Raw genomic sequence first — 23846 nt, forward strand, 5'->3', positions numbered from 1 at the left:
TCGAACACCGCTTTCCCATGTCTCACTTCTCGCTTCTGCCTGCGCGGCCCGGCGCCGCACCCCGGCAAGGCGCCATCCCGCGTTCCGCCTTCCTGGTTTCCGCCTGGCGCCGCATGGCGGCGGCACTGGCGGCGGCCGCCGCCCTCTGGGCCCTGACCGGCTGGGCGCTGGACTGGTGGCCGCGATGAGCGTGGCGCCGGTGCACATCGAACTGGATGACGCGTCGTTCGGCTGGCATGGCCATCCGGCGTTGAAATCGGTGTCGGGCCAGTTTGCCGCCGGCGGCATGACGGCCGTGGTGGGTCCTAATGGGGCAGGCAAGTCGACGTTGATCAAGGGAATCATGGGCGTGCTGCGTCCCATGACGGGCAGCGTGCGCATCAGCGGCGCGGGCCGGTCCGAGCTGGCCTGGTTGCCGCAGGCGGCTGAACTGGACCGGTCGTTCCCCGTGACGGTGCTGGACCTGGTGGCGATGGGGGCGTGGCGCCGAGTCGGCGGATGGCGCCGGTATGGCGGCGAAGAACTTGACCGCTGCATGGATGCGCTGGAGACGGTGGGGCTGGCGGATGCCGCCGGACGCGGCGTGGATACGCTCTCGGGCGGTCAGATGCAGCGCACGCTGTTTGCGCGGATGCTGATGCAGGATGCGCCGGTGCTGCTGCTGGATGAACCGTTCGCGGCCGTGGACAGCCATACCGCCGACGACTTGATGGCGTTGCTGTGCGGACTGCACGGCCAGGGCCGGACGGTGATCGCCGTCCTGCACGACCTGGACCTGGTGCGTGACCACTTCCCCGATTGCCTGCTGCTGTGCGGATCGGTCGTGGCCTGGGGCGCGACGCAAGACACCTTGAACGACGCGCATCTGAAGATGGCGCGGCAATGGCACACGAGGGCCTACGCATGAGTCTGGCGCAATGGGTGGTCTCGCCCTTTCTGGATTACGGCTTCATGCGGCGCGCGCTGGCGGGCGCCAGCGCCTTGTCGCTGGGCGCCGCGCCGTTGGGCGTATTCCTGGTGCTGCGGCGCATGAGCCTGATGGGCGACGCCATGTCGCACGCCATCCTGCCGGGCGTCGCGGCCGGCTTTCTGCTGTCGGGTTTGTCGTTGGGCGCGATGATGCTGGGCGGCATCGCCACCGGCCTGGCCGTGGCTCTCCTGGCGGGACTCGTGGCGCGATTGACGCCCTTGCGCGAGGACGCGAGTTTTGCGGCTTTCTATCTGATCTCACTGGGGCTGGGTGTGCTGCTGGTGTCGTTGCGCGGCTCCAATATGGATCTGCTGCACGTGCTGTTCGGCACGGTGCTGGGCCTGGACGACGCGGCGCTGCTGCTGGTGACCATCACGGCCAGCGTGACCTTGCTGGTGCTGGCGGCGATCTACCGCCTGCTGGTGGCCGAATGCCTGGACCCCAGCTTTCTGCGCGCCAGCGGCGGCGGGGGCGGCTGGGTCCACATGGGCTTCCTGGTGCTGGTGGTCGTGAACCTGGTGGCGGGCTTTCAGGTGCTGGGCACCTTGATGGTGGTCGGGATCATGATGCTGCCCGCGGCCGCCGCCCGCTTCTGGGCGCGTTCGGCGGCCCGGCAGATTCCGCTGGCCGCGGCGTTTGGCGTGCTGGCGTCCGTCAGCGGGCTGCTGGTCTCGTACCACTACAACGTGCCGGCCTCGCCCTCGATCATCCTGGCCGCCGGCGCCTGTTACCTGTTTTCCATCGTTGGCGGCCCGCATGGCGGGTTGCTGCGGGCGCCGCGCCGCATGCGCCGGGCCTGAGTTCACTAGGAGATTCGCTATGCGTTCCATTCTGCCGGCGCGCCGCCGCGCCCTGTTGGCCGTTGCCGGACTGTGCCTGTCGGCCGTTTTCGGCGCGGCGCACGCCGCCGACCCCGTGAAGGCGGTCGCCAGCTTTTCCATCCTTGGGGACATCGTGCGCGAAGTGGGCGGCAACGACGTCAGCCTGACCACGCTGGTGGGCCCCGACGGCGATGCCCATGAATACGAACCCACTCCGGGCGACGCGAAGAAGCTGTCCGCCGCGCAGGTGCTATTCGTGAACGGCCTGGATTTCGAGACCTGGCTGCCCAAGCTGACGAAGGCCTCGGGCTTTGCGGGCAAGACCGTGGTGGCCTCGCAGGGCGTGACGCCGCGCAAGTTCGCCGGGCACGGCGATGCGGACAAGCACGACGATCACGGCCATGACGATGACCACGGGCACGGCCACGACCACGGGCATGACCGCGAGGGCGGCCACCATCATCACGGCGATGCCGACCCGCATGCCTGGCAGAACCTGGCCAATGGCGTGATCTATGCGCGCAATGTGGCCGAGGGCCTGGCCGCCGCCGACCCGGCGCATGCCGACAACTACCGCCAGCGTGCAAACGCCTACATCGCCAAGCTGCAAGCGCTGGACGCCAATGTGAAGAAGACGTTTGCCGCCATTCCCGCCGAGCGCCGCAAGGTCGTGACCTCGCATGATGCCTTCGGCTATTTCGGCGACGCCTACGGCGTGGCGTTCATTTCGGCAATGGGTGTGTCGACGGACGCCGAGCCGTCGGCGGGCGAAGTCGCCGCCATCATCGAACAGGTCAAGCGCGAACGCGTGCCGGCCGTCTTCGTCGAGAACATCACCAGCCCCAAGCTGGTGCAGCAGATCGCGCGCGAGACCGGCGCCAAGGTGGGTGGTACGCTTTATTCCGATGCGCTGTCCAAGTCCGGACAGCCCGGCGCCACCTATCTGGAAATGTTTGAATGGAACGTACGTCAGCTTGCCGCGGCCTTGCAACCCTGAGCGCCGTGACGGCCATGCTGGCGGCGGGCGCCGCCAGCGCGCATCCGCACATGTGGATCGACGCTCGCGCCACCATCGATATCGACGCGCAGCACCGCATCACGGCAGTCCGCCAGGTCTGGTTGTTTGACGAGATGTTCGGCGCCTATGCCACGCAAGGCCTGAAGACGGGCAAGGACGGTTCCTTGCCCGCCGCAACCTTGAAGGGCATGGCCGATGACTGGATGAAGGCGCTGGGCGAGCCGATCTCGCACTATTTCACCCGGGTCACCGCGGACGGCAAGATGGCCGCGTTCGCGGCGCCGCGCGACGCGCGCGTCGATTGGAACGCGAAGACCAAGCGGCTGACGCTGTCGTTCACGTTGCCGCTGGCCGCGCCCGTGGCGCCGGGTGCCGACGGCGCGCAAGTTGATATCTACGACCCCACGTATTTCGTCGCGTACGCCTTCGATGAAAAAGGTGCTGTGGCGCTGGGCGGCCCGGCTGCCGCAGCGTGCACGTCCGAATACCGCAAGCCCAAGGAACTGGATTGGAAGACCATGCAGCAACTGGCCGCGATCCCGGCCGACCCGGACGCGTTGCCCGACGAGCTTTTCGCCATCACGAAGGGGCTGACGCACCGCATCGAAGTGCGGTGCCCGTAGTGCGACGTCCGAGCGTCGCTGTGATTTCCGCGCTGCGGTTCGCGGTGGCTTTGGTGCTGCTGGGCGGCATGGGCGCGGCTGTCGCCCAGGGTGCACATCCCTTTGGCGTGCCGGAAAGCGGTTCGGGGTTGGCCGGGCCGGGATGGCTGGCCAGCTTCTTTGGGCAGGTGTCGGTCTGGCAAAGCCATTTCTACCGTCAGCTGACGGGCGCGGTGCGGGCCTGGCAGGCGGAAGGCGGCGCGGCCTGGGCGCTGATCGGCCTGTCTTTCGCCTATGGCGTGTTCCACGCCTTGGGGCCCGGGCACGGCAAGGCGGTGATCTCTTCCTATGTGCTGGCCAATCGGCAGACGGCGCGCAACGGCGCGCTGCTGGCGCTGGCTTCCGCGTTGATCCAGGCGCTGGTTGCGATTGCGATGGTGGCGGTGCTGGCGTTGGTGTTCAACGCCACCGCGGCGACGATGAACCAGGCAACGCGTTGGCTGGAGCTGGCGTCCTATGCACTGGTGACGCTGCTGGGCGCATGGTTGGTGTGGGTGAAGGCGATCCGGCCGTTGCTGCGGCGCCGGGCAGGCCAGGGAGTCGCGCCGGCGCCGGCCGTCGCTGCGCCCATGCCTCCCCCACCTGCGCTGAAGGGCGCCGCCGCATTGCGGGCGATTGCCGTGCATGCGCCCACCGCGCCGGCGCCTGCGCATCACCATCACCACGATGACGACTGCGGTTGTGGCCACGCGCACGTGCCGGCGCCTGATCAGGTTGCGGGCCCGTTGAACTGGCGTCGTGCGGGATCGGCGGTATTGGCGGTGGGATTGCGGCCGTGCAGCGGCGCGCTGATCGTGCTGGTGTTCGCCTTGTCGCAAGGCTTCTTCCTGGCCGGCGTGGCGTCGGCCCTGGCGATGGGCGTGGGCACGGGCCTGACGGTTGCGGCGCTGGCTTGCCTGGCAGTGGCGGCCGGCAGCGCCGCAACGCGTATCGGCCACCGCTTGTCCAGCACGGGCGCGGCGCGCTTGCGCTACGGCGTGGAAGCGCTGGCGGCGTTGGCGGTGCTGTCGCTGGGCGTCATGCTGCTGGGCGGCATGGTGGCGGCAGGCGGCTAGGCGTTCAGGATTTGCGGCCGGCGCGCGGGTGCGCCTGGTCGTAGGCCTTGGCCAGATGCTGGAAATCCAGCCGGGTGTAGACCTGGGTGGTGGAGATGTTGGCGTGGCCCAGCATTTCTTGCACGGCCCGCAGGTCCTGCGCCGATTGCAGCACGTGGCTGGCGAAACTGTGGCGCAGTACGTGCGGATGCACATGCGTGGGCAGTTCGGCGTCTTGCGCGATGCGCGCCAGTTGCAGCTGCACGACGCGGGGCGAAATGCGTTTGCCGCGGGCACCCAGAAACAGGGCCGCAGCGTCTTCCGGCTGGGGGGCGGGCAGCGCCAGTTGGGCCCGCACGTCGATCCACTTCTGCAGCGCCGCCACGGCGGCCTGCCCGACCGGCACCGAGCGGCGCTTGCCGCCCTTGCCCAGCACTTCGACTTCGGCTTCGTCCAGCTTCAGCCAGCCGCGGGATTCATAGCCGGCCGAGCGCGTGTAGCGCAGATCCAGCCCCACCAGTTCAGACAGCCGCAGGCCGCTGGAATACAGCAGTTCAAGCATGGCCTGGTCGCGCAGCGCGGCGGGCTCGTTCGCGACCTTGGCCGGTGCACGGTCCAGCAGCGCCTGCGTCTGTTCCACCGACAAGGCCTTGGGCAAGCCGCGCGGCGCCTTGGGGGCGCGCACGCCGGCCACGGGGTTGCCGGCCAGTTCGATCGACGGCGCCCACCATTGATAGAAGCCGCGCCAGGCCGCCAGCGTGCGTGCCAGGCTGCGCGGGCCGCGGCCCTGGGCATGCAGGCGCGCGACGAACTGGCGGATGTGGCCGTTGGCGATCTTGTCCAGCGGCAGACCGGCCTTTTCGGCGAGTTCGCGCAGGAAATGCAGTTCGCGCCGGTAGCCGTCGAGCGTGTGGGGAGAATAGCGGCGGTTGGTTTCCAGATGACGCAGCCAGGCGTCCATCGGATCGGGCAAGGCTTGCCCGCCCGCAGCAGGCGGCGGGAAGTCGGGCGGGGGCGCGTCGCGCGTGGTGGAATTCATGTCCGCCCGCCCTGGCGTTGTCTTACGCCTTCGGCGACGCCGGATTCAGGCGATGCAGCGCCGCCGAAGCCAGTTGGCCGATGGATTCGAGGAATGCCGTGCCCATTTCCGGGGTGAATCGCTCGGGGTCGTCGGAGCCCAGCACCAGCAGGCCGACGGCGGCGCCGTCGGCTTCCAGGCGCAGGGGCACCAGCGCCAGCGATTTCGGCGTGCTGTCCAGCCAACCCGCGGCTTCGAACGCGGTATCGGTGCCGCAGTACGGCGTCTTCAGGCTGTCGGTGAACGTGCGCACGTCTTGCGAGACGGGTTCGCCGTAACCGGTGGCGGGCAACTCGGACAGATTCCACAGGCGCAGCGCCACGTGGTTGAGTTCGAACTGTTCCGCCAGCCCCAGGGCAATTTCGCCCGGTACGCGCTGGGCGTCGTTTTCGGACAGCAGGCGGCTGCACCATTTGGCCACGTGCGTGCCGATGCTTTCGTTGGCGGTGGCATTGCGCACCAGCTCGTTCAAGCGCCATTCCAATTCGCGGTTGCGTTCGCGCAGCGTGAGGATCTGGCGTTCGCCCAGCGAAATCGCGCGCGAACCGTGCGGATGGGGCACCTGCATGGTGGCGAAGACGTCAGCGTGCTCGTCGAAGAAGCCGGGGTGTTCTTGCAGGAAGGCGGCGATGTCCTGGGCGGTGAATGCGGTATCAGTCATAGGGTCAGCGGTTCAGCGCCATGGAGAAGACGAGCTTGTCGATGTCGACCTGCCCCGTGAAGACGGACTCGGCCGGGCCGGTCATGCGCAGCTGTTCGCCGTTCCAGGCAATAGTGAGCACGCCGCCGCGCGTTTGCACGCGCACGGGCGATTCCAGCAGGCCGCGGCGGATGCCGGCCGCAACGGCCGCGCAGGCGCCGGTGCCGCAGGCGAGGGTTTCGCCCGCGCCGCGTTCAAACACGCGCAGGCGGATGTTGTGGCGGTCCACCACTTGCATGAAGCCCGCGTTGACCCGGCGCGCAAAGCGCGGATGGGTTTCGATCAGCGGGCCCTGCACGGCGACGGGCGCGGTGTCGACGTTGTCGACGACTTGCACGGCATGCGGGTTGGAAATGGCCACGGCCGACAGCAGCACCTTGGCGGGCACGCCGGCGGGCGCGTCCAGTTCCAGTTCCCAGAGCGTGTCTTCGCCTTGGCGTTGCGAGGCCAGGCCGGCGGTATCAAACGGCAGCGCGGCGGGATCAAAACGGGTGCTGCCCATTTCAACCGTGACCTGTTCGTCGTCACCTTCGTCCAGGACGAGGATGCCGGTGGCGATTTCGGCGCGCAGCGGATTGCGGTCGGACAGGCCTTGCTCGTGCACGAAGCGCACGAAGCAGCGGGCGCCGTTGCCGCAGTGTTCGACTTCGCTGCCGTCGGAATTGAAAATGCGATAGCGGAAGTCGGCATCTGGCCGGGTGGCGCGTTCGACCAGAAGGATCTGGTCGGCGCCGATGCCGAAGTGCCGGTCGCCCAGGGCGCGCGCCCGTTCGGGCGTCATGTCGATGGTCTGGCGGACCCCGTCGAGCACGACGAAATCGTTGCCCGCGCCATGCATTTTGGTGAAGTTCCAGTTCATTCCTGGATTATCGCCCATTATTGGGGTGCGGGCAGCGCGTGCCGGGTCCTCAATAGACTTTCGGTTCGCCCGGGGGGCGGGTCTTGAAGCGCCGGTGCACCCAGTAATACTGGCTGGGGCAGCGGCGCACCCAGGATTCCAGCTCGCGGTTCAGTCGGGCGGTGGCGGCTTCCAGCGAGTCTTCGCCGGGGAAGTCCTCCAGCGCCGTCAGCACGTCGACGTGGTAGCGGCCGGTCTGCGGGTTCCAGAAACCCACCACCGGCAACACGGCCGCGTTCCACTTCTGGGCCAGCTGGGCGGTGGCCAGCAGCGTGGCAGCGGGAACGCCAAAAAAGGGCACGAACACCGAGCCCTGGCGGCCGAAATCCATGTCGGGCAGGTAATAGACCGGGCGCGGGGCGCGCAGGTGGCGGATCAGGTCGCGCACGCCGTCCTTGCGGCTGACCAGGAAGACCTCGTTGAAGCGGGCGCGCCCGGCGGCCACGACCGCGTCGATGTGCGGGTCGCTCTGCGGGGTGTACATGGTGGCCGCGCTGGGCACTTCCATGGTCAGGCGCGTGGCGGCCGCGTCCAGAGCGATGAAGTGGGGCGCCAGCAGGATCACGGCACGGCCTTGGGCCGTCAGTTCGTTGATGCGGTCGGCGCCCGTTTGCGTGACCAGGTCCTTGACGGCCTCGGGCGTGCCGTACCAGAGCACGCCGCGGTCCACGATGGATTGCGCCAGCGCCCGGAAGTGGTCAGCAACCCATTGTTCGCGCACGGACGCGGGCTGGTCAGGAAAGCACAGTTCCAGATTGCGACGCACGATGTGGGCGCGGGACCGGGCCAGGCGGGGGGCCAGCCAACCCAGGACAGCGCCGATGCGCTGGCGCGTCGACGGCTTGATGCGGCCGAACCATTTCAGCAGGGTGACCAGCGTACGCGTTTTCGATTCGTTCATGGAGTGGTGGGGGTAAGACCGGGCTACTTGGGACGGCGGGGCTTTCAGGGAGCGGCCGGGGGCGCCGTGCCAGCATCTGGCGCTGCCGGGGCGCCGCGCGGGGTCTTGTAGCGGTTGTAGCTCCAGAGGTATTGCTGGGGGCAGCGCCGGATCAGTGTTTCCATCGCGGCGTTGATCAAGGCGGCCTGCGCCTGCGGGTCGGCAGGCAGGGGCTCCGGCACGCGCACATAGTGGATGCGCCAGCCCCGGCCATGGGGCAGGCGTTCGCCCGCCGTCAGGATGATCGGCACATTGGTTTGCGTGGCCAGTTTGCTGGGCAGCGTCATCGTGTAGGCCAGGCGGCCGAAAAACGGGACCCACACGCCGTCGCCCACGCTGGGCGCCTGGTCCGGCAGCATGCCGACGGATTCGCCGCGGCGCAGGGCGCGTACGAACTCGCGCACGCCTTGCATGGTGGCCGGCACGGCGTTGACGTCCGAGCTGTTGCGCGCCGTTTCCAGCAGCGGGGCCAGGATGTCCTTGCGCGGGGGGCGGAACATCACCGTCATCGGCATCTGGCGCGCCAGGTAGCGGGCGGTGATTTCAAAGCAGCCCAGGTGGGGCGTCAGGAACAGGATGCCGCGGTTTTCAGCGCGGGCGGCCGTGACGACGTCGTTGTCGTCAGACACTACCTGCGCCAGGCTTTGCTCATTCTTGAACCAGACCCGGGGGTTCTCCAGGATCATGGCGCCGGTCTCGGCCGCGGCCTGGCGGGCGAACGCCGCGCCAGGGTAACCGGCCTGGGCCGCGTTGGCCTGGAGCCGGCGGCGGTACTTCCCGGGCCAGGCGTAGACCGCAAGCCCCGCCAGGCGCCCGATGGCGTGCGCGACGGGTAGCGGCAAGGCGGCGAAGAGTCTGAACAGGGCAAGCAGCATTCGGTAAATGGAGAAGGACGGGTACGGCCATGCCGGGGGATGCCGGGCTTGCGGGAATATGTTTACACCCTGGCCGTAAGCATAAGAACGGCATTTTCGCTTAAAATGAGCTCAGTCGCCGAGTTAACCGACAACTTGCGGGGCGACGGCAAGGGTGCGGCGCCATGCGCGGCCTTTGCTGAATCCGCTAAAGCGTCGCGCCCAGATTAGCGTATGCCATGCAGTCCGGGGTGCAACGCGCCTCGTGAACCTATGCGCCGGCCAAGCCGGACACTAAGGACGCATCTGTGGCCAATAACGATTTTCTCTTCACCTCCGAATCCGTCTCTGAAGGGCATCCCGACAAGGTTGCCGACCAGATTTCCGATTCCATCCTGGACGCCATCTTCACGCAGGACCCCAACGCGCGTGTCGCAGCCGAAACGCTGTGCAACACGGGCCTGGTCGTCCTGGCTGGTGAAATCACCACCACCGCCAACGTCGACTACATCCAGGTCGCGCGGGACACCATCCGCCGCATCGGGTACGACAACACCGAATACGGGATCGACTACAAGGGCTGCGCCGTGCTGGTTGCTTACGACAAGCAATCGCCCGACATCGCCCAAGGCGTGGACCGCAGCTCGGAAGACTATCTGAACCAGGGCGCGGGCGACCAAGGCTTGATGTTCGGCTACGCGTGCGATGAAACGCCCGACCTGATGCCGGCCCCGATCTGGTACGCGCACCGCCTGGTGCAGCGCCAGAGCGAGCTGCGCAAGGATGGCCGCCTGCCGTGGCTGCGTCCGGACGCCAAGTCGCAAGTGACGTTCCGCTATGTCGACGGCCGCCCGGCCGAAGTCGATACCGTGGTGCTCTCGACCCAGCACGCCCCGGAAGTCACGCAAGAGACCATCCGCGAAGCCGTCATTGAAGACATCATCAAGCCGAGCTTCCCCGAAGGCCTGATCACCCCGAATACGAAGTTCCTGGTCAACCCGACCGGCCGCTTCGTCATCGGTGGCCCGCAAGGCGATTGCGGCCTGACCGGCCGCAAGATCATCGTCGACACCTACGGCGGCGCATGCCCGCACGGCGGCGGCGCGTTCTCGGGCAAGGATCCGTCCAAGGTCGACCGTTCGGCCGCCTACGCCGCGCGCTACGTGGCCAAGAACATCGTGGCCGCCGGCCTGGCGCGCCAGTGCCAGGTGCAGGTCAGCTACGCCATCGGCGTGGCTGAGCCGATCAACATCACCGTCTACACCGAAGGCACCGGCGTCATCCCCGACCACGAGATCGCCAAGCTGGTTCGCGAGCACTTCGACCTGCGTCCGAAGGGCATCGTGAACATGCTGGACCTGCTGCGTCCGATCTACGCGAAGACCGCCGCCTATGGCCACTTCGGCCGTTCGGAACCGGAATTCTCGTGGGAAGCCACGGACAAGGTCCAGGACCTGAAGAAAGCGCTGTAAGCCGCTTCTTCAAAGAAAAAGCCCCTGCGGAAGGTTCGCAGGGGCTTTTTTTCGTCTTGCACCCCGCCCGGGCTAGGCTGGGTGAGACGGTTTTCGCGTGACGCGCCTACAGTCCCCAGGCCGACAGGTCCGGCACGCGCGGCGCGGGCAGCAGCACGGGTTCCAGCGCGGCGGCGCAGTCCAGCAGGGCGGCGTCGCAACCGGCGGGGGCCAGCAGCTGGACGGCGATGGGCATGCCTTCGTTGTCGAAGCCCGCCGGCAGCGAGATCGCGGCCGCGCCCAGGAAGTTGGCGGGGCGCAGCAGCTTGCCCAGTCCGACGTGGCGGACGTCTTCGGCGTCCAGCGCTTGCGCGGCCTGGTCGCAGGCGGGCATCAACAGGGCATCGACGCCACGCATGGCGCTGGCGAACGCGGCCATGTCGGCCTGACGGCGGCGCAGTGCGGCGTCGTAATCAGCCTGCGATATCCGTCCGCCCGCCGCAATGCGCGCACGCACGATGTCCCACAAGGGCGCTGCGGGGTTCTCGGCCAGCGCGCCGTAGTAGCGATAGGCCTCGTAGGCCAGCACCACCGAGTTGTCGTCCGCCATGCGCGCAAACGACAGCGAGGCGGGCGGGTGCCAGGCGGTGGGGGTGAGGCCGGCTTGCTCCAGGCGCGCTTGCGCCTGATGCCAGACCTGCAGCCCGGCTTCAGTCAGCGACGCGGGCCAGGCTTGGGGGGCCAGCACGGCGACCGCGCCCGGCCGGCGCGGGGCGGGGTGGCGCAACGCGGTGAAGCTGGCGGGGGGTAACGCCAGGGTCGTGGCGTCGTCCACATCAGGGCCGGCCAGCAATTGGGTCAGCAGACGAGCGTCCGCCACGTTGCGGGCCAAGGGGCCCAGCACGTCCAGCGTGTCTGACAGGGGCAGGCAGCCGGCCCGGCTGATCACGCCGGTCGACGGCTTGTAGCCCACCACGCCGTTCAACGCCGCCGGGGCGCGCACGGAGCCGCCCGTGTCGCCGCCCAGCGCGATCGGCGCCAGCCCGGCCGCCACCGCCACACCCGATCCGCTCGAGGACCCGCCTGGCGCACGCGCGACGCGGGCGTCCCACGGATTGCGCGCCGTGCCCTGGGTCGGGTTCTGGCCCGACAGCCCGAACGCGAATTCGGTCATGCGCGTCTTGCCCAGAATCACCATGCCTTGCGCGGCCAGCGCGCGAACGGCGGCCGAGGTCTCGCCGCTGATGACGCCGCGCCGGGTCTGCGAACCGCCGGTGGCCGGCGTGCCTTGCCACTGGATGCTGTCCTTTACCGCCACCGGCACGCCGTGCAGCGGGCCCATGAGGATGCCGGCGTCTTGCAGGCGGTCCGCCGCGTCGGCCTGCGCCAGGGCGCGTTCGGCCGTGACTTCGCTATAGGCCGCAAGCGCCGGGGCGCGTTCGATGCGGTCCAGGAAGTGCGTGGTGACCTGGCGCGAACTCAGCTCGCGTTGGCGGATGGCGCGGGCAAGTTCGCGGGCGTCTCGGAAATGCAGGTCGGTGTGGTCTTGTTCTGGCATGGGTCTCATGGAAAAAGAAAAAGCTCTCCGGCCCTTGCGGAGCCGGAAAGCGTTTACACGGGTGCCTGGCCGCTACTTCAGCGTCTGGCCCTTGGTCTCGGGCATGCGGATGAAGGTAATCAGCGTGATCACGGCGCCTGCCAGCACGTAGTAGAAGAACCAGCGCTCCATGCCCTTGCTTTGCAGCCAGGTCAGCAGGTAGGGCGTGGTGCCGCCCAGCAGCGCGACAACCAGGTTGTAGGGCGTGCCGATGCCGACAGCGCGCACGCTGGTGGGGAACTGCTCGGACATGATGGCCGGGGCGATCGCCGTGTACATGGCATACAGCACCAGGCCGAACAGCTCCACTGCCAGGATCGAACCGAAGGACGGGCCCAGCGTCGTCATCAGCGGGTAGAAGAACACCAGGTAGCCGGTGGCGAAGAAGATCAGCTGCGGCTTGCGGCCGATGCGGTCGGACAGGATGCCGAACAGCGGCTGGACCAGCATGAACACGATCAGCGCGACGGTGTTGGCGGCGAACGCGGTCTTGGGGTCGGCGCCCACCTGGCGGATGGCGTAGGTGGGGACGTAGGCCACGAAGATGTAGAACGCGAAGGTCGTCAGGATGGAAAAGCCCACGATGCGCAGCACTTCGCGCGGGTGGTCACGCAGCAGCGTGCGCAACGGCTGCTTTTCGACGCCGGCCTTCTTGGCGTGCGAGAAGGCTTCGGTTTCCGGGATGGCGCGGCGGATCCACATGCCGGCCAGGCCGCCCAGCGCGCCCAGCAGGAAGGGGATGCGCCAGCCCCACGATGCCATGTCGGCCTTGGTCAGCGTCGAGGTCAGGATCCAGCCCACGGCGGAGGCGGCCAGGATGCCGACGGCGGCGCTGAAGAAGACGAAGCTGGAATAGAAGCCGCGCTTTTCCGGCGGGGCCATTTCCGCCAGGAAGGTCGTAGCCGAGGCATACTCTCCGCCCAGCGACAGGCCTTGCAGCAGGCGGGCGCCGGTCAGCAGCAGCGGGGCGGCAATGCCGATCGTGGCGTAGGTGGGGGTGATGGCGATGATGAGCGAGCCGCCCGCCATCATCAGGATCGTCAGGCCGAGCGCGGCTTTGCGGCCGTAGCGATCGGAGAAAATGCCCAGGACCCAGCCGCCCACCGGACGCATGAAGAAGCCCACGGCGAAGATGCCGAAGGTGGCCAGGAGCGCGGTGGTTTCATTTCCAGGCGGGAAGAACTGGCTGGAGAAGAAGATGGCGAAGGAGGCGTAGATGGTCCAATCGAACCATTCGACTGCATTGCCTACACTACCGGCCAGGATGGTGCGGGCGCGGGATACGGGCGCTGCGCTGGCTGATGCGGCGCTTGCTCCTTGCTTGCTGCGCAAGGTCGCGGATGGGCTGCTCATGACGTCCTCAAAATAAGAATTTATTTTTGGTCAAAAATACCGTTTAATTTTATGTTTTTATCAATGCGCGAACGTTAGATTAATGAATATGGTCACGTCAAGTAAGGGTAAGCCCCTAATGCCAGCGCTCGATGACACCGATCTGGCCTGCCTGATTGCCTTGCAGTCGGATCCCCGCGCGTCCTGGCGCGAACTGGGTGCGGCCACCGGCATCGCCGAGCGGACCGTCGCGCGCCGCATCCGCCGCCTGATGGACGCCGACGCGCTGCGGGTCATCGCCGAGCCCGACCCGCTGGCCATGGGCCAGGGGGTGGTGCTGCACGCCTGGGTGCGCTGCCGGTCGGGCCGCGTGCCGGACGTTGCCGATCAGCTGGCGCGGCTGGACATCAGCCAGTTGGTGGTCACCCTGGCCGGTACCGCGGACCTGATGGCCGAACTGACGCTGGCGGATGCGGCCGACATGCCGGATGTGGTCACGCGCGTGCTGCCCTCCATCGACGGCGTCGAGCACGTGGAGGCGCGGCTGGTGCTGCGGCCGTTCCGCCGCGCCGGGCAATGGCGCATTCAGGCCCTGCCGGACGCTGCCCCGGAAGCGCCGCAGGCGCAGCCGCCGGCGGCGCTGACGGAACCCGAACAACGCATGGTCGCCCATCTGATGCGCGACGGGCGGGCAAGCCTGGCTGAACTGGCCGAGCACGCCAGCGTCAGCGAACCCACGGCGCAGCGTCTGCTGCAGCATCTGGTCGAGCGGCGCGCGCTGAGCTTCCGCGTGGAAGTGGAGCCGGCCTTGGTGGGGTTTCCGGTAGAGGCCGTGATTTCGGTGCAGGTGCGCCCACAAGCGGTGGACGCGTTGGCCGCGCATCTGGCCCTGGATCCGAATACGCGCTGCCTGTTCGGCACCAGCGGCGCGTCGCAGTTGTTCTGGCACGTGCTGTGCCGCGACAGCCTGCATCTGTGGGACGTCGTGACGCGCCGGCTGGGGGAACTGGACGGCGTGCTCAATAGTGAAGTCGGCGTGGTGATGCGCGCACACAAGCGCTGCGGCATCATGCGCGCCGGCGCGCGGCTGGAAGCGGACGCCGAATAACGTCCGCCGGCCAGGGGCGCGCAGCCGGTACTTCGCGCCGCTACGCGCCCAGGTAGGCGCGGGCCAGTGCTCCGTCCTCTGCAATCTCCGCGGCCGTGCCTTGCGCGGCGACGCGGCCCGACTCCAGCACATAGGCGCGGTCTGCCAGCGATAGCGCCAGCGCGGCCATCTGATCCACCAGCAGGATCGTCATGGACTCGGCGCGCAGCCGGTCCAGCGCCTCGAACAATTCGTCGATGATCTTGGGCGCCAGGCCCAGCGACGGTTCGTCCAGCAGCAGGATCACGGGCTTGGACATCAGGCCGCGCGCAATCGCCAGCATCTGCTGTTCGCCGCCCGACAAGAGGCCGGCGCGTTGATGCAGGCGTTCGCGCAGGCGCGGGAAGCGCGTCAGCATCTCTTCGACGCGCGCCTCGCGGTCTTGCGGGTGAAGGAAAGCGCCCAGCCGGATGTTGTCCAGCACGCTCAGGCCCGGAAAGACCTGGCGGCCTTCGGGCACCAGCACCAGGCCGCGTGCCACGATGCGGTCGGCCGCCAGGCCGTTGAGCTCTTGCCCCTGCAGATGCATGCCGCCTTGCGCCGGCCGGTGCAGCCCGGCCAACGTGCGCATCAACGTCGATTTGCCCGCGCCGTTGGCGCCCAGCAGGGCCACCATCTCGCCCTGCCGCACTTGCAGGTCAATGCCGTGCAGCACGGGGTTGGCGCCGTAGCCGGTGACCAGATTGCCCACGCCCAGGACTTCCGGCGCGATGGGGGTGCCTGCGGGGCGTTGCCGCGCGGCGGGCGCGCGACGGGCGGCTTCGTCGCCCAGATAGGCCTGGCGCACGGCGGACGATTGCTGGATCTGGGCAGGATTGCCCTGCGCCAGTTCGCGGCCGGCGTCGATGGCGACGATGTGGTCCGACACCCCCATCACCAGCGCCATGTCGTGTTCGACGAGCAGCACGCCCGCGCCGGCCTCGGCGATGCGCCGCAGCAGGCCGGCCAACCGCGTCTTGTCTTCGCGCGACAGGCCCGCAGCGGGTTCGTCCATCAGCAGGATGTCGGCGTCGGTGGCCAGCGCGCGGGCGATCTCCACCAGGCGCCGGTCAACGTGCGGCAGGTCGGCGGCGGGCACGTCCAACGCGCCCTCGTAGCCGCAAAACGCCAGCAGGGCACGTGCCCGTTCGCGCACGTCGGGCGCCAGATACCGGCGCGACGCCAGCAGCCCGCCCAGCCGGCCGCGCACCATGCCCAGCGCCACGTTGTCTTCCACGCTCAGCGTGTCGAACAGTTGAGAGGTCTGGTAGGTGCGGCCGATGCCGCTGCGCGCCACGCGGTAGGCGGGCATAGCGGCCAGCGGCGCGTCGCCCAGCGCGACCGCGCCGCTGGTGGGCTGGTAGTAGCCGCTAAGCATGTTGATGACCGTGGACTTGCCCGCGCCGTTCGGCCCGATTAGCGCCGTGACGGCGGCCGGCGGCACGGTGAACGACACCGATTGCACGGCACGCACGCCGCCGAACGTCATGGTCAACGCGTCTGCGCGCAGCACACGCCGGGGGCGGCCACCGGCAGGCATGGCGCCGCCCTGGCGGGGCGTCAGCGCGTGGCCCGCTGAATGGCGGCGCCAGCGCGACACCAACCCGGCCACGCCGTCCGGCGCAGCCCACAGCACCACCAGCAGGAAGACGCCGAAGAACAGCAGGCGGTATTCCTCCAGGCTGGACAGCATTTCCGGCAGCAGGCCGACGACGACCGCGCCCAGCAAAGGTCCAGCCAGCGATCCCGCGCCGCCCAGCGTCACCGCCAGCACGAACAGGATGGACTGCATGAAATTGAAGTTGTGCGGCGTGATCATGCCGGCTTGCGGCGCGTAGAGTCCGCCCGCCAGGCCCACCACCGCCGCCGACACCATGAAGGCCACGGCCTTGACCGCCAGCGGATTGATGCCGATGGATTCACTGGCCGTTTCACTGTCCTTGACCGCGCGCATCGCCGCACCCCAGGTGCCGCGCGACAGCAGCGCGTAGGCCGCCAGCGCCACGAATACCGCCACGATGGCCAGCATGGCCACGCCGCGGTCCCCGCCGATGCCGGCAACGGACGGCTGCACGATTCCCATCAGCCCGTTCTGGCCGCCAGTAACGTCGCCGCCTTCGATGAGCGCGTGCTCGACGATGAAACCGAAGGCGATGGTGATCATCGCCAGGTAAGGGCCCTTCACGCGCAGCGCGGGCAGCGCCAGCAGCAACCCGAACGCGCCGGCCACAAGTGCCGCCGCCGGCCAGGCCAGCCAGAAGCTCCAGCCGGCCTGGCCGGTCAGGATGGCCACGGTATACGCGCCAATGGCGTAGAAGCCCGCATGGCCGAACGACATCTGCCCGGTCAGCCCCAGCAGCACGTTCAGCCCGATGCCGGCCAGCGCCAGCAGCGCCACGTTGCCCAGCACGAACACGTAATAGCCGTTGACGGTGGCCGCCAGGGCCAGGCCGGCCACGGCCAGCAGGGCGTAGAGCGCCAGCGGGAGCCAGCGCGATGCAAGTCGTTTATTCATCAGACCTTCCTGACATCGGCGCGTCCGAACAGTCCATTGGGACGCACGGCCAACATGACGATCACCAGCGTGAAGCTGATGATCTGGGTGTATCCGGAGCCCAGGGCCACGGTGATCAGCGCTTCGACCACACCGAACAGCAGTCCGGCGATCATCACGCCCCAGGCGCTGGTGATGCCGCCCAGAATCGCAACGACAAAGGCTTTCAGGCCGAAGAGCGTGCCCATGTCGGCCTGCACGTTGAACAGCGGTGCGACCAGGGCGCCCGCCACGCCGGCGAACAGCGTGGACACGGCAAAGGCGGCCATGATGGCGCGGCGCACCGGGATGCCCATCAGCCGCGCGGCGCCGGGGTTCTGCACCACCGCCAGGAGCGCCACGCCCCAGCGAGTGCGGCGCGACAGGGTGTGCAGCGCCGCCGCCAGCACCAGGCCGACCAGCGGAATCAGCAGCTGCAGCGGATAGATGCCCAGGCCCAGCCCGCCGATCTCCAGCGGCGCTTGCGCCAGTGGCGACGGCAGGCTGCGCGGCTCTTTGCCGAAGGTGAACATCACGACGTTGTCCAGCACGATGCCGAGCGCCACCGTGGACATCAACCAGGCGTTGGAGCCCCGGCTGGCGAACGGCCGCACGGCCAGCCGTTCGACTGCGAGACCGTACAGCGCACACAGCGCGAAGGCCGCCAGCAAGGCAGGCACCAGCGGCCAGCCCAGCGTCTGCGCGAACGTATAGGTCAGCACGGCGCCCAGCATCATGGAACTGCCCTGGGCGAAGTTCACCGTGCCCGACACGGCGTAGGTCAGGTAAAAGCCCAGGGCCATCAGTCCGTACATGCTTCCCAGACCCAGGCCGCTGACGATGGCGGACATCAACAACATGCGCGTCTCCCGCGTGAACGTGCCGTTTACTGGGCGCCCTTGACGGGCAGGATGCGGTTGTCGATGAACTGCGTCCACACGTAGTCGTTCTCGCGCAGCGCGTCGTGCGAGGCCGGCGTGAAGGGCTGTTCATAGGTCTTGATCAGGCCGTCGTACTTGCCGATCTTGTAGAAGCCCTGGCGCACCGCGTCGCCATCGGTCGAACCGGCTGCCGCGATGGCCAGCGCAGCCAGCTGCATGCCGTCATACGCGTTGGCCACACCCACGGCAGGCGTGATGTCCTGCGGGCCCTTGATGTCGGAATACTTGGCCTTCAGCGCCTGCATCACCTTGTCGCCCACCGGCCCTTGCTTGCCGAAGAAGCTGTAGGTCTGCACGAAATGCACGTTCTTGGCATTGGGGCCGGCCAGCTCAGTGAAGCGGCCGCCCGCGGGGCCCCAGTGCGACACGATCGGCACCTTCCAGCCCATCCGGTCCAGCGATTTCACGACCTGCGCCGACGGGCCGACGTTGCCCACCAGGAACAGTGTGTCCGCGCCCTCGGCCTTCAGGCGGCTCAACTGGGGCACCACGTCCAGATCGTTGGGCTGGAATTTTTCGACGCCGGCGGGCGTGACCTTGGCCGCAGCCAACGCCGCGTTCAAGCCTTTCTCGTTGGATTCGCCCCAGGGGTTGTTCACCAGGATCATGCCCGGCTTGGCGCTCTGGAACGTCTTTTGCGCGTACTGGACCATCGCGCTGTCCACGATCTCGTCCATGGCCGACACGCGGAACACGAAGTTCGGGTTGCCCTTGTTCTGCGTGATCGCCGTGCCGGCGGCCCACGGCCCCATGAAGGGGACCTTTTCCTGGTTCACGATGGGCACGATCGCCATGGAAACCGGCGTGTCCAGGCCGCCGAACAGCACGGCGACCTTTTCCTTGAAGATCAGTTCGCGCGCGGCCGCCATGCCCTTGGCGGGATTGCCTTCGTCGTCGCGCCGCACCAGCACGATCTGGCGGCCGCCCAGGAGGCCGCCCTTCGCATTGATCTCGTCGATGGCGATCGTCATGCCGCGCGTCAGGGCTTCACCTGCGCGCGCCGACTCGCCGGACAGCGCCGTGATCAGGCCGATCTTGATGGGGTCGGCGGCAAGCGCCGGTTGCAGGGCGAGGCCGGCCGTGAAGAGGGCGGCGGCGGTGGCGCGAAGCAGAAAGGAACGGCGGGTCGGGACCATCGGGCACTCCTGGAAAAGTGGAACGGATCTTGCATGGGGTTAAGTGCTGCTTTGCTTCCCTATGCAAGATCCATGCCATCTGGTCCAAGTCGGTCGCCGGGGGCGGCGATCACCCTGCTACGAGGCGGATGCAGCGTCTTTGGGCGTGGTTTGTCCGCATCAGATTCAAATTTTGTGTCCAAAGGCTCATGGATTTTGTTAACAATCATGCATCAGGATTTGCACCAAAATGAATCCAACCTTGCTTTCAAGCACTAATCCGGGGCGCGGCGACGCGTCCGCGTGGACGCCCGCGCCGCTGGCCTGCCATGGCCGCTTCGCCTACCAGCCGATCACCGGGCGAGGGGACTACGCGTGGCCGAACGGGGCGCGGCTAGCCGTGTACCTGGGCTTCAACATCGAGCATTTCGCGTTCGGGGAAGGGCTGGGCGCGGAACTGGGGCCGGCCTCGCCGCATCCCGACGTGCTCAACTACGCGTGGCGCGAATACGGCAACCGGGTGGGCGCGTGGCGTTGCCTGGAGCTGTTCGAGGAATTGCGCCTGCCCGCTGGCGTGCTGCTCAACACCGCGCTGTATGAGCATTGCCCCGAACTGATCGACGCCTTCCTGGCGCGCGGCGATGAACTGATCGGGCACGGCTACAGCAATGCGCACCGGCAGGGCGGCCTGCCCGAAGCCGAAGAAGGCGCGCTGCTGGCGCATTGCCGCGACCGCATCCGCCAGCACGCGGGCCGCGCGCCGGCGGGCTGGCTGTCGCCGTGGATTTCGGAAAGCCGCGCCACGCCCGACCTGCTGGCCGAAGCGGGCTACCGCTATACGCTGAACTGGTGCCATGACGATCAACCCATGCGCATGCGGACCCGCGCGGGTGACCTGTGGGCGATTCCGTATCCGCAGGAGCTCAACGACATCCCGATGATCATGGGCCGCAAGATGGATGCACGCGACTTTGCCGATATGATTCTTGACCAGTTCGAGGAAATGCGTACGCAGGCCGCACGCCAGCCGCTGGTGATGGGCATCGCGCTGCATCCGTATATCGTCGGGCAGCCGTACCGGCTGCGGCACCTGCGCCGGGCGCTGGCGCCGCTGGCCGCGGCCCGCGACCGGGGCGAGATCTGGTTCACCACGCCCGGCGAAATCTGCCGCCATGTGGACAGCTTGCCGTCCGGCGCGCGCTGAGCCTCCTACGTTCCGATCCCTTCTTTCGTCTGCCCATTCGAGTCCCGCAATGCCTACCCGTCCAACAGCCAAACCCCGCGCCAAGCCCGCCGCCCCCAGCAGGATCGCCGTCGACCCCGCCGCGACGGATGCCGCCGGCAGTACCGAGGCGGTCCCGGACAGCGACATGGAGCGCCGCATCTGCGAAGCGGTGTACGAAAGCGTGATGAGCCAGCGGCTCACGCCCGGCACCAAACTGCCCGAGGCCGCCATCTGCGAGCTGTTCGGCGTGTCGCGCTCGGTGGCGCGCAAGGCCTTGCAGCGGCTGGCGCACGAACACGTGGTGGACCTGCATCACAACCGCGGCGCGGTGGTCGCCGAACCCACACCCGAAGACACGCGCCAGATCTTCCAGGCGCGCCGCGCGCTGGAGGCGGCGCTGCTGCCCTTGGCCGTGGCCCGCGCCACCAAGGCCGACTACGCGTCGCTGCGCAAGCAGCTGCGCGACGAACACGCCCTGCTGCATCGGGCCGGCCAGCCCGCGTGGGCGCGCCAGGCCAGCGCGTTTCACGTGCGGCTGGGCGAACTGTCGGGCAACGCCATCCTGCACGGGTACCTGGCGGAACTGGTGTCGCGGTGCTCGCTCATCGTGGCGCTGTACGAACCGCCCGGCAACGCCGCCTGCGAACACGGCGAGCACGTGCTGATCGTCGACCTGATGGAACGCGGCGACGTGGCCGAGGCCGTGAAGATCAATGACAACCACCTGGCGGACCTGGAGCGGCGCATCAGCCTGGAGCGCCCGCAGCCCGCCCAAACCCTTGCCCAGATGCTGGGACTGGCCTGACATGGAAATCGATTTCGACGCAATCACCGAATACCAGCGCTACAAGCTGATGGCCAGCCTGATCGTGCCCCGGCCGATCGCGCTGATCACCACCTTGTCCGAGACCGGCGTGGTCAACGCGGCGCCCTTCAGCATGTTCAACATGCTGGGCGAGGACCCGCCCATCGTCATGGTCAGCATCAACCGCCTGGAAGACGGCGGCTTGAAGGACACGGCGCGCAACATCGCTCGTGACAAGGAATTCGTGGTGCACCTGACCGACGAGGCGATGGCCGAGAAGATGCACCGCTGCGGCGACCGCCTGCCGGCGGACGTCAGCGAGCTGGCCCACGCTGGGCTGGACGCCGCGCCCAGCCACCACGTCAAGCCGCCCCGCATCGTGCAGGCGCCCGTGGCCTTCGAATGCACGCTGTACGAAACGATGGAAACCGCCAGCCGGCAGATCTTCATCGGGCAGGTGCGCTGGCTACACGCGCGCGACGGCCTGATCGACACGGAAACCTGGCGCGTGCGCCTGCAGGACTATTTTCCTGTGGGCCGATTCGGCGCCAGCTTCTACGTCACCACGCGGGACCGCTACGCGATCGGCGCGGGCGATGCGCCGGCGGGCACGGCGGCCAGCACGGCCATCGACGAGATCTGAGCCGGCCGGCCTTCACCACACGGCGTCGTGCCCGCCCGGCGTGCGCAGATGCCGGGCGAAGCGCTGCGACAGGAAGTCCACGAACGCAACGGTCTTGGCCGGCAGGTTCAGGCGTTCGGGGTACAGCGCATGGATGTCGGCGGGCGGCGTGCGCCAATCCGTCAACACCTCGCGCAGCCGGCCGGCGCGCAGGTAGGCGGCGGTCTCCCATTCAGACCGCATCACGATGCCGTGGCCGTCCAGCGCCCAATCCAGCGCGCTCTGGCCGTCATTGGAGCTGACCGGGCCGCGCACCTTCACGGTTTCAGCGCGCTGGCCGGATTCCAGCCGCCACGTGCCGTAGGCCACGTCGTTTTCGCGCACCACGATGCAGCGATGGCGTTGCAGATCGCCCGGCGTGCGCGGTTCGCCATAAGTATCCAGGTAACGGGGGGAGGCGCAGAGCAGCCGCCGATTGGACGCGATCTTGCGTGCGGTCAGCCGGGCGTCGGGCAGGTCGCCGAAACGCACCGCCACGTCGAAGCCTTCTTCGATCAGGTTCAGCGGCCGGTCCGTCAGCCGCATCAACACCTCCACGTCCGGATACTGGCGCGCGAAGTCCGACACGGCCGGCACGATGTGGGCGCGCCCGAAACCGAACGTGGCGTTCAGCCGCAGCAGGCCCTGGGGTTGGGCGCGGGCGCTTGAGACCGACCGTTCCAGCGCCTCGAGGTCGGCCAGGATGCGGCCGCCCTCGGCCAGATACAGTTCGCCCTCTTGCGTGACGCTGACCCGGCGCGTGGTGCGGTTCAGCAGCCGGACGCCCAGCCGCTGCTCCAGCCGGGCCAGCCGGGCGCTGATGGCGGGCGGGGTCAACCCCAGTTCGCGCGCGGTGGCCGACAGGTTGCCGTGCTTGACCACCAGCGAAAAGAAGGCGAGATCGGAAAGGGCGTCCATGGGGGCCTCCAGCCGCTATTTATAAATCTAATTTAATAAAGATTTAGTTTGATCAGTAATTATAAGAATTAAACCGGCTTATACACTGGCCTTACCGACATAGAGCCGCAATGACGCGGCCAACCGAGGAGACCAGGAATGAAGATCAAACCCGTGGCCGGCGCCGTGTGCGCGGCCCTTGCCGCCGCATCCTGTTGGACCTTTCCGGCGGTGGCCGCCAATGCGTTTCCCGAACGCGCGGTGACGCTTGTCGTGCCGTTCGCGCCCGGCGGCAGCGTGGATATCGCCGCGCGGCTCATCTCGGACGCCTGGGGCCGTGCTCTCGGCCAGAGCGTGATCGTCGAGAACCGGGCCGGTGCGTCCGGCAACATCGGCATGGCGGCCGTGGCGCGCGCCCAGCCCAACGGCTACACGCTGGCGATCAACACCATGTCGCTGGCCATCAATCCCGCGCTGTTCAAGGACATGCCGTTCGACACGAAGCAGGACCTGCGGTCCGTGGGCACGGTGGGCACGTCCCAGCACGTGCTGACCGTCACCAACGCCTTGCCGGTCGCCAGCGTGAGCGAACTGCTGGCTTATGTGCGCGCGCGGCCGGCCAATGACCTGAGCTTCGGTTCCGCCGGCACGGGCAGCACGTTCCACATGGCCGCGGAACTGTTCAAGTCCGTATCGAAGACGCAGATCCTGCATGTGCCGTACAAGGGCGGCGGACCGGCCATGGTGGACACCATCAGCGGCCAGGTGCAGATGAGCTTTCCGGTGCTGTCCGCGGCCAAGCCGCAAGTCGACGGCAAAAAGCTCCGCGCGCTGGGCGTGACCGGCACCACGCGTTCGCCGCTGTTGCCCGACGTGCCCACTATCGCGGAATCCGGCTTGCCGGGCTACGAGTTCAACACCTGGTTCGTCGTCAGTGCGCCGGCGGGCACGCCGCAGCCGGTGATCGATACCCTGAACGCCAAACTGGCCGAAGCGTTGCAGTCACCCGCGCTGAAAGAACGCATGCAGAAGGAAGGATTCGATCCCCTGATCTCCACGCCGGCCAAGACGGACGCCATGGTGGCCGCCGAGATGACGCGCTGGGCGGGCATCGTGAAGGACGCCGGCATCCAGGCCAACTAGACCGCAAGATGCGCCCGCGCTCCGCCGCGGGCGCCGCAATCAAGG

Annotated in this window: 23 protein-coding genes; 12 read left to right on the forward strand and 11 right to left on the reverse strand. The window is 67.9% G+C overall.

Going from position 1 to position 23846, the window contains the following annotated elements; all coding sequences use genetic code 11:
• Positions 1–17: 17 nt before the first annotated feature.
• Genes CEY09_RS32280 through CEY09_RS10865 form a run of 6 tightly spaced genes read left to right on the forward strand, consistent with a single transcriptional unit; the run spans position 18 to position 4526 of the window.
• A complete protein-coding gene (locus CEY09_RS32280; RefSeq protein ID WP_167390059.1) occupies positions 18–188 on the forward strand; it encodes a hypothetical protein in 171 nt (56 codons plus the stop codon).
• Positions 185–907, forward strand: a complete 723-nt coding sequence (locus CEY09_RS10845) for a metal ABC transporter ATP-binding protein (RefSeq protein ID WP_088588632.1) — start codon at positions 185–187, stop codon at positions 905–907. The genes CEY09_RS32280 and CEY09_RS10845 overlap by 4 nt, the downstream gene beginning before the upstream one ends.
• On the forward strand, positions 904–1770 hold the full coding sequence (locus CEY09_RS10850; RefSeq protein WP_088588633.1) for a metal ABC transporter permease: 867 nt from the start codon (positions 904–906) through the stop codon (positions 1768–1770). Before CEY09_RS10845 ends, CEY09_RS10850 begins: the two co-directional genes overlap by 4 nt.
• A gap of 19 nt (positions 1771–1789) precedes the next feature.
• Positions 1790–2788 carry a metal ABC transporter substrate-binding protein gene (locus tag CEY09_RS10855; protein WP_088588634.1) on the forward strand — a complete coding sequence of 333 codons (999 nt, stop codon included), beginning with the start codon at positions 1790–1792 and terminating at the stop codon, positions 2786–2788.
• A complete protein-coding gene (locus CEY09_RS10860; protein WP_088588635.1) occupies positions 2749–3432 on the forward strand; it encodes a DUF1007 family protein in 684 nt (227 codons plus the stop codon). The genes CEY09_RS10855 and CEY09_RS10860 overlap by 40 nt, the downstream gene beginning before the upstream one ends.
• Positions 3433–3455: 23 nt before the next feature.
• Positions 3456–4526: a nickel/cobalt transporter gene (locus CEY09_RS10865; protein WP_175216748.1), complete on the forward strand. Its 1071-nt coding sequence runs from the start codon at positions 3456–3458 to the stop codon at positions 4524–4526.
• 4 nt (positions 4527–4530) lie between these two features.
• Here the strand turns inward: CEY09_RS10865 and xerC are convergent, their stop codons facing one another.
• From xerC to CEY09_RS10890, 5 genes are all read right to left on the reverse strand, one after another.
• Complete coding sequence (gene xerC, locus CEY09_RS10870) at positions 4531–5466, reverse strand: tyrosine recombinase XerC (RefSeq protein WP_088588892.1); 936 nt, start codon at positions 5464–5466, stop codon at positions 4531–4533.
• 100 nt (positions 5467–5566) lie between these two features.
• Positions 5567–6244, reverse strand: a complete 678-nt coding sequence (locus CEY09_RS10875; RefSeq protein WP_006224826.1) for a DUF484 family protein — start codon at positions 6242–6244, stop codon at positions 5567–5569.
• Positions 6245–6248: 4 nt separating this feature from the next.
• On the reverse strand, positions 6249–7160 hold the full coding sequence (dapF, locus tag CEY09_RS10880; protein ID WP_088588636.1) for a diaminopimelate epimerase: 912 nt from the start codon (positions 7158–7160) through the stop codon (positions 6249–6251).
• 31 nt (positions 7161–7191) lie between these two features.
• Positions 7192–8082 carry a lysophospholipid acyltransferase family protein gene (locus tag CEY09_RS10885; protein WP_088588637.1) on the reverse strand — a complete coding sequence of 297 codons (891 nt, stop codon included), beginning with the start codon at positions 8080–8082 and terminating at the stop codon, positions 7192–7194.
• Between the two features lie 44 nt (positions 8083–8126).
• Entirely contained in the window at positions 8127–8996 is an 870-nt protein-coding gene (locus CEY09_RS10890) for a lysophospholipid acyltransferase family protein (protein WP_006224823.1), read from the reverse strand.
• Between the two features lie 287 nt (positions 8997–9283).
• On the opposite strand from CEY09_RS10890, the gene metK reads away from it, so the two are divergent.
• Complete coding sequence (metK, locus tag CEY09_RS10895; RefSeq protein WP_006224822.1) at positions 9284–10447, forward strand: methionine adenosyltransferase; 1164 nt, start codon at positions 9284–9286, stop codon at positions 10445–10447.
• A gap of 106 nt (positions 10448–10553) precedes the next feature.
• Here the strand turns inward: metK and CEY09_RS10900 are convergent, their stop codons facing one another.
• The gene (locus tag CEY09_RS10900; RefSeq protein WP_088588638.1) at positions 10554–11984 is read right to left on the reverse strand and encodes an amidase; all 1431 of its coding nucleotides are present in this window, start codon (positions 11982–11984) and stop codon (positions 10554–10556) included.
• A gap of 72 nt (positions 11985–12056) precedes the next feature.
• The gene (locus CEY09_RS10905) at positions 12057–13376 is read right to left on the reverse strand and encodes an MFS transporter (RefSeq protein WP_088588639.1); all 1320 of its coding nucleotides are present in this window, start codon (positions 13374–13376) and stop codon (positions 12057–12059) included.
• Between the two features lie 82 nt (positions 13377–13458).
• Here CEY09_RS10905 and CEY09_RS10910 point away from each other — a divergent pair, with 82 nt between their 5' ends.
• Positions 13459–14463, forward strand: coding sequence for an Lrp/AsnC family transcriptional regulator (locus tag CEY09_RS10910; RefSeq protein WP_088588640.1), 1005 nt, complete (start codon positions 13459–13461; stop codon positions 14461–14463).
• Positions 14464–14503: 40 nt separating this feature from the next.
• Here the strand turns inward: CEY09_RS10910 and CEY09_RS10915 are convergent, their stop codons facing one another.
• Genes CEY09_RS10915 through CEY09_RS10925 form a run of 3 tightly spaced genes read right to left on the reverse strand, consistent with a single transcriptional unit; the run spans position 14504 to position 19091 of the window.
• Positions 14504–16996, reverse strand: a complete 2493-nt coding sequence (locus CEY09_RS10915) for a branched-chain amino acid ABC transporter ATP-binding protein/permease (protein ID WP_088588641.1) — start codon at positions 16994–16996, stop codon at positions 14504–14506.
• Positions 16996–17874, reverse strand: coding sequence for a branched-chain amino acid ABC transporter permease (locus tag CEY09_RS10920; RefSeq protein WP_088588642.1), 879 nt, complete (start codon positions 17872–17874; stop codon positions 16996–16998). Before CEY09_RS10920 ends, CEY09_RS10915 begins: the two co-directional genes overlap by 1 nt.
• Before the next feature lie 26 nt (positions 17875–17900).
• On the reverse strand, positions 17901–19091 hold the full coding sequence (locus tag CEY09_RS10925; protein WP_088588643.1) for an ABC transporter substrate-binding protein: 1191 nt from the start codon (positions 19089–19091) through the stop codon (positions 17901–17903).
• A gap of 229 nt (positions 19092–19320) precedes the next feature.
• On the opposite strand from CEY09_RS10925, the gene CEY09_RS10930 reads away from it, so the two are divergent.
• From CEY09_RS10930 to CEY09_RS10940, 3 genes are read left to right on the forward strand one after another with little or no spacing between them, the layout of a single operon-like run.
• Positions 19321–20274 (forward strand): polysaccharide deacetylase family protein, encoded by a 954-nt coding sequence (locus CEY09_RS10930; RefSeq protein ID WP_175216747.1) that lies wholly within the window; start codon positions 19321–19323, stop codon positions 20272–20274.
• A gap of 49 nt (positions 20275–20323) precedes the next feature.
• Positions 20324–21100, forward strand: a complete 777-nt coding sequence (locus tag CEY09_RS10935) for a GntR family transcriptional regulator (RefSeq protein ID WP_088588644.1) — start codon at positions 20324–20326, stop codon at positions 21098–21100.
• 1 nt (position 21101) lies between these two features.
• Positions 21102–21743: a flavin reductase family protein gene (locus CEY09_RS10940; RefSeq protein ID WP_050446162.1), complete on the forward strand. Its 642-nt coding sequence runs from the start codon at positions 21102–21104 to the stop codon at positions 21741–21743.
• 12 nt (positions 21744–21755) lie between these two features.
• Here CEY09_RS10940 and CEY09_RS10945 read toward each other — a convergent pair whose 3' ends face one another.
• Positions 21756–22679: a LysR family transcriptional regulator gene (locus tag CEY09_RS10945; protein WP_088588645.1), complete on the reverse strand. Its 924-nt coding sequence runs from the start codon at positions 22677–22679 to the stop codon at positions 21756–21758.
• Positions 22680–22817: 138 nt separating this feature from the next.
• On the opposite strand from CEY09_RS10945, the gene CEY09_RS10950 reads away from it, so the two are divergent.
• Positions 22818–23801, forward strand: coding sequence for a tripartite tricarboxylate transporter substrate binding protein (locus CEY09_RS10950; RefSeq protein WP_088588646.1), 984 nt, complete (start codon positions 22818–22820; stop codon positions 23799–23801).
• Positions 23802–23846: the final 45 nt, after the last annotated feature.

The organism is Achromobacter marplatensis (genome assembly GCF_002209535.1).
GTDB classification, from domain to species: Bacteria; Pseudomonadota; Gammaproteobacteria; order Burkholderiales; family Burkholderiaceae_B; genus Achromobacter; species Achromobacter marplatensis.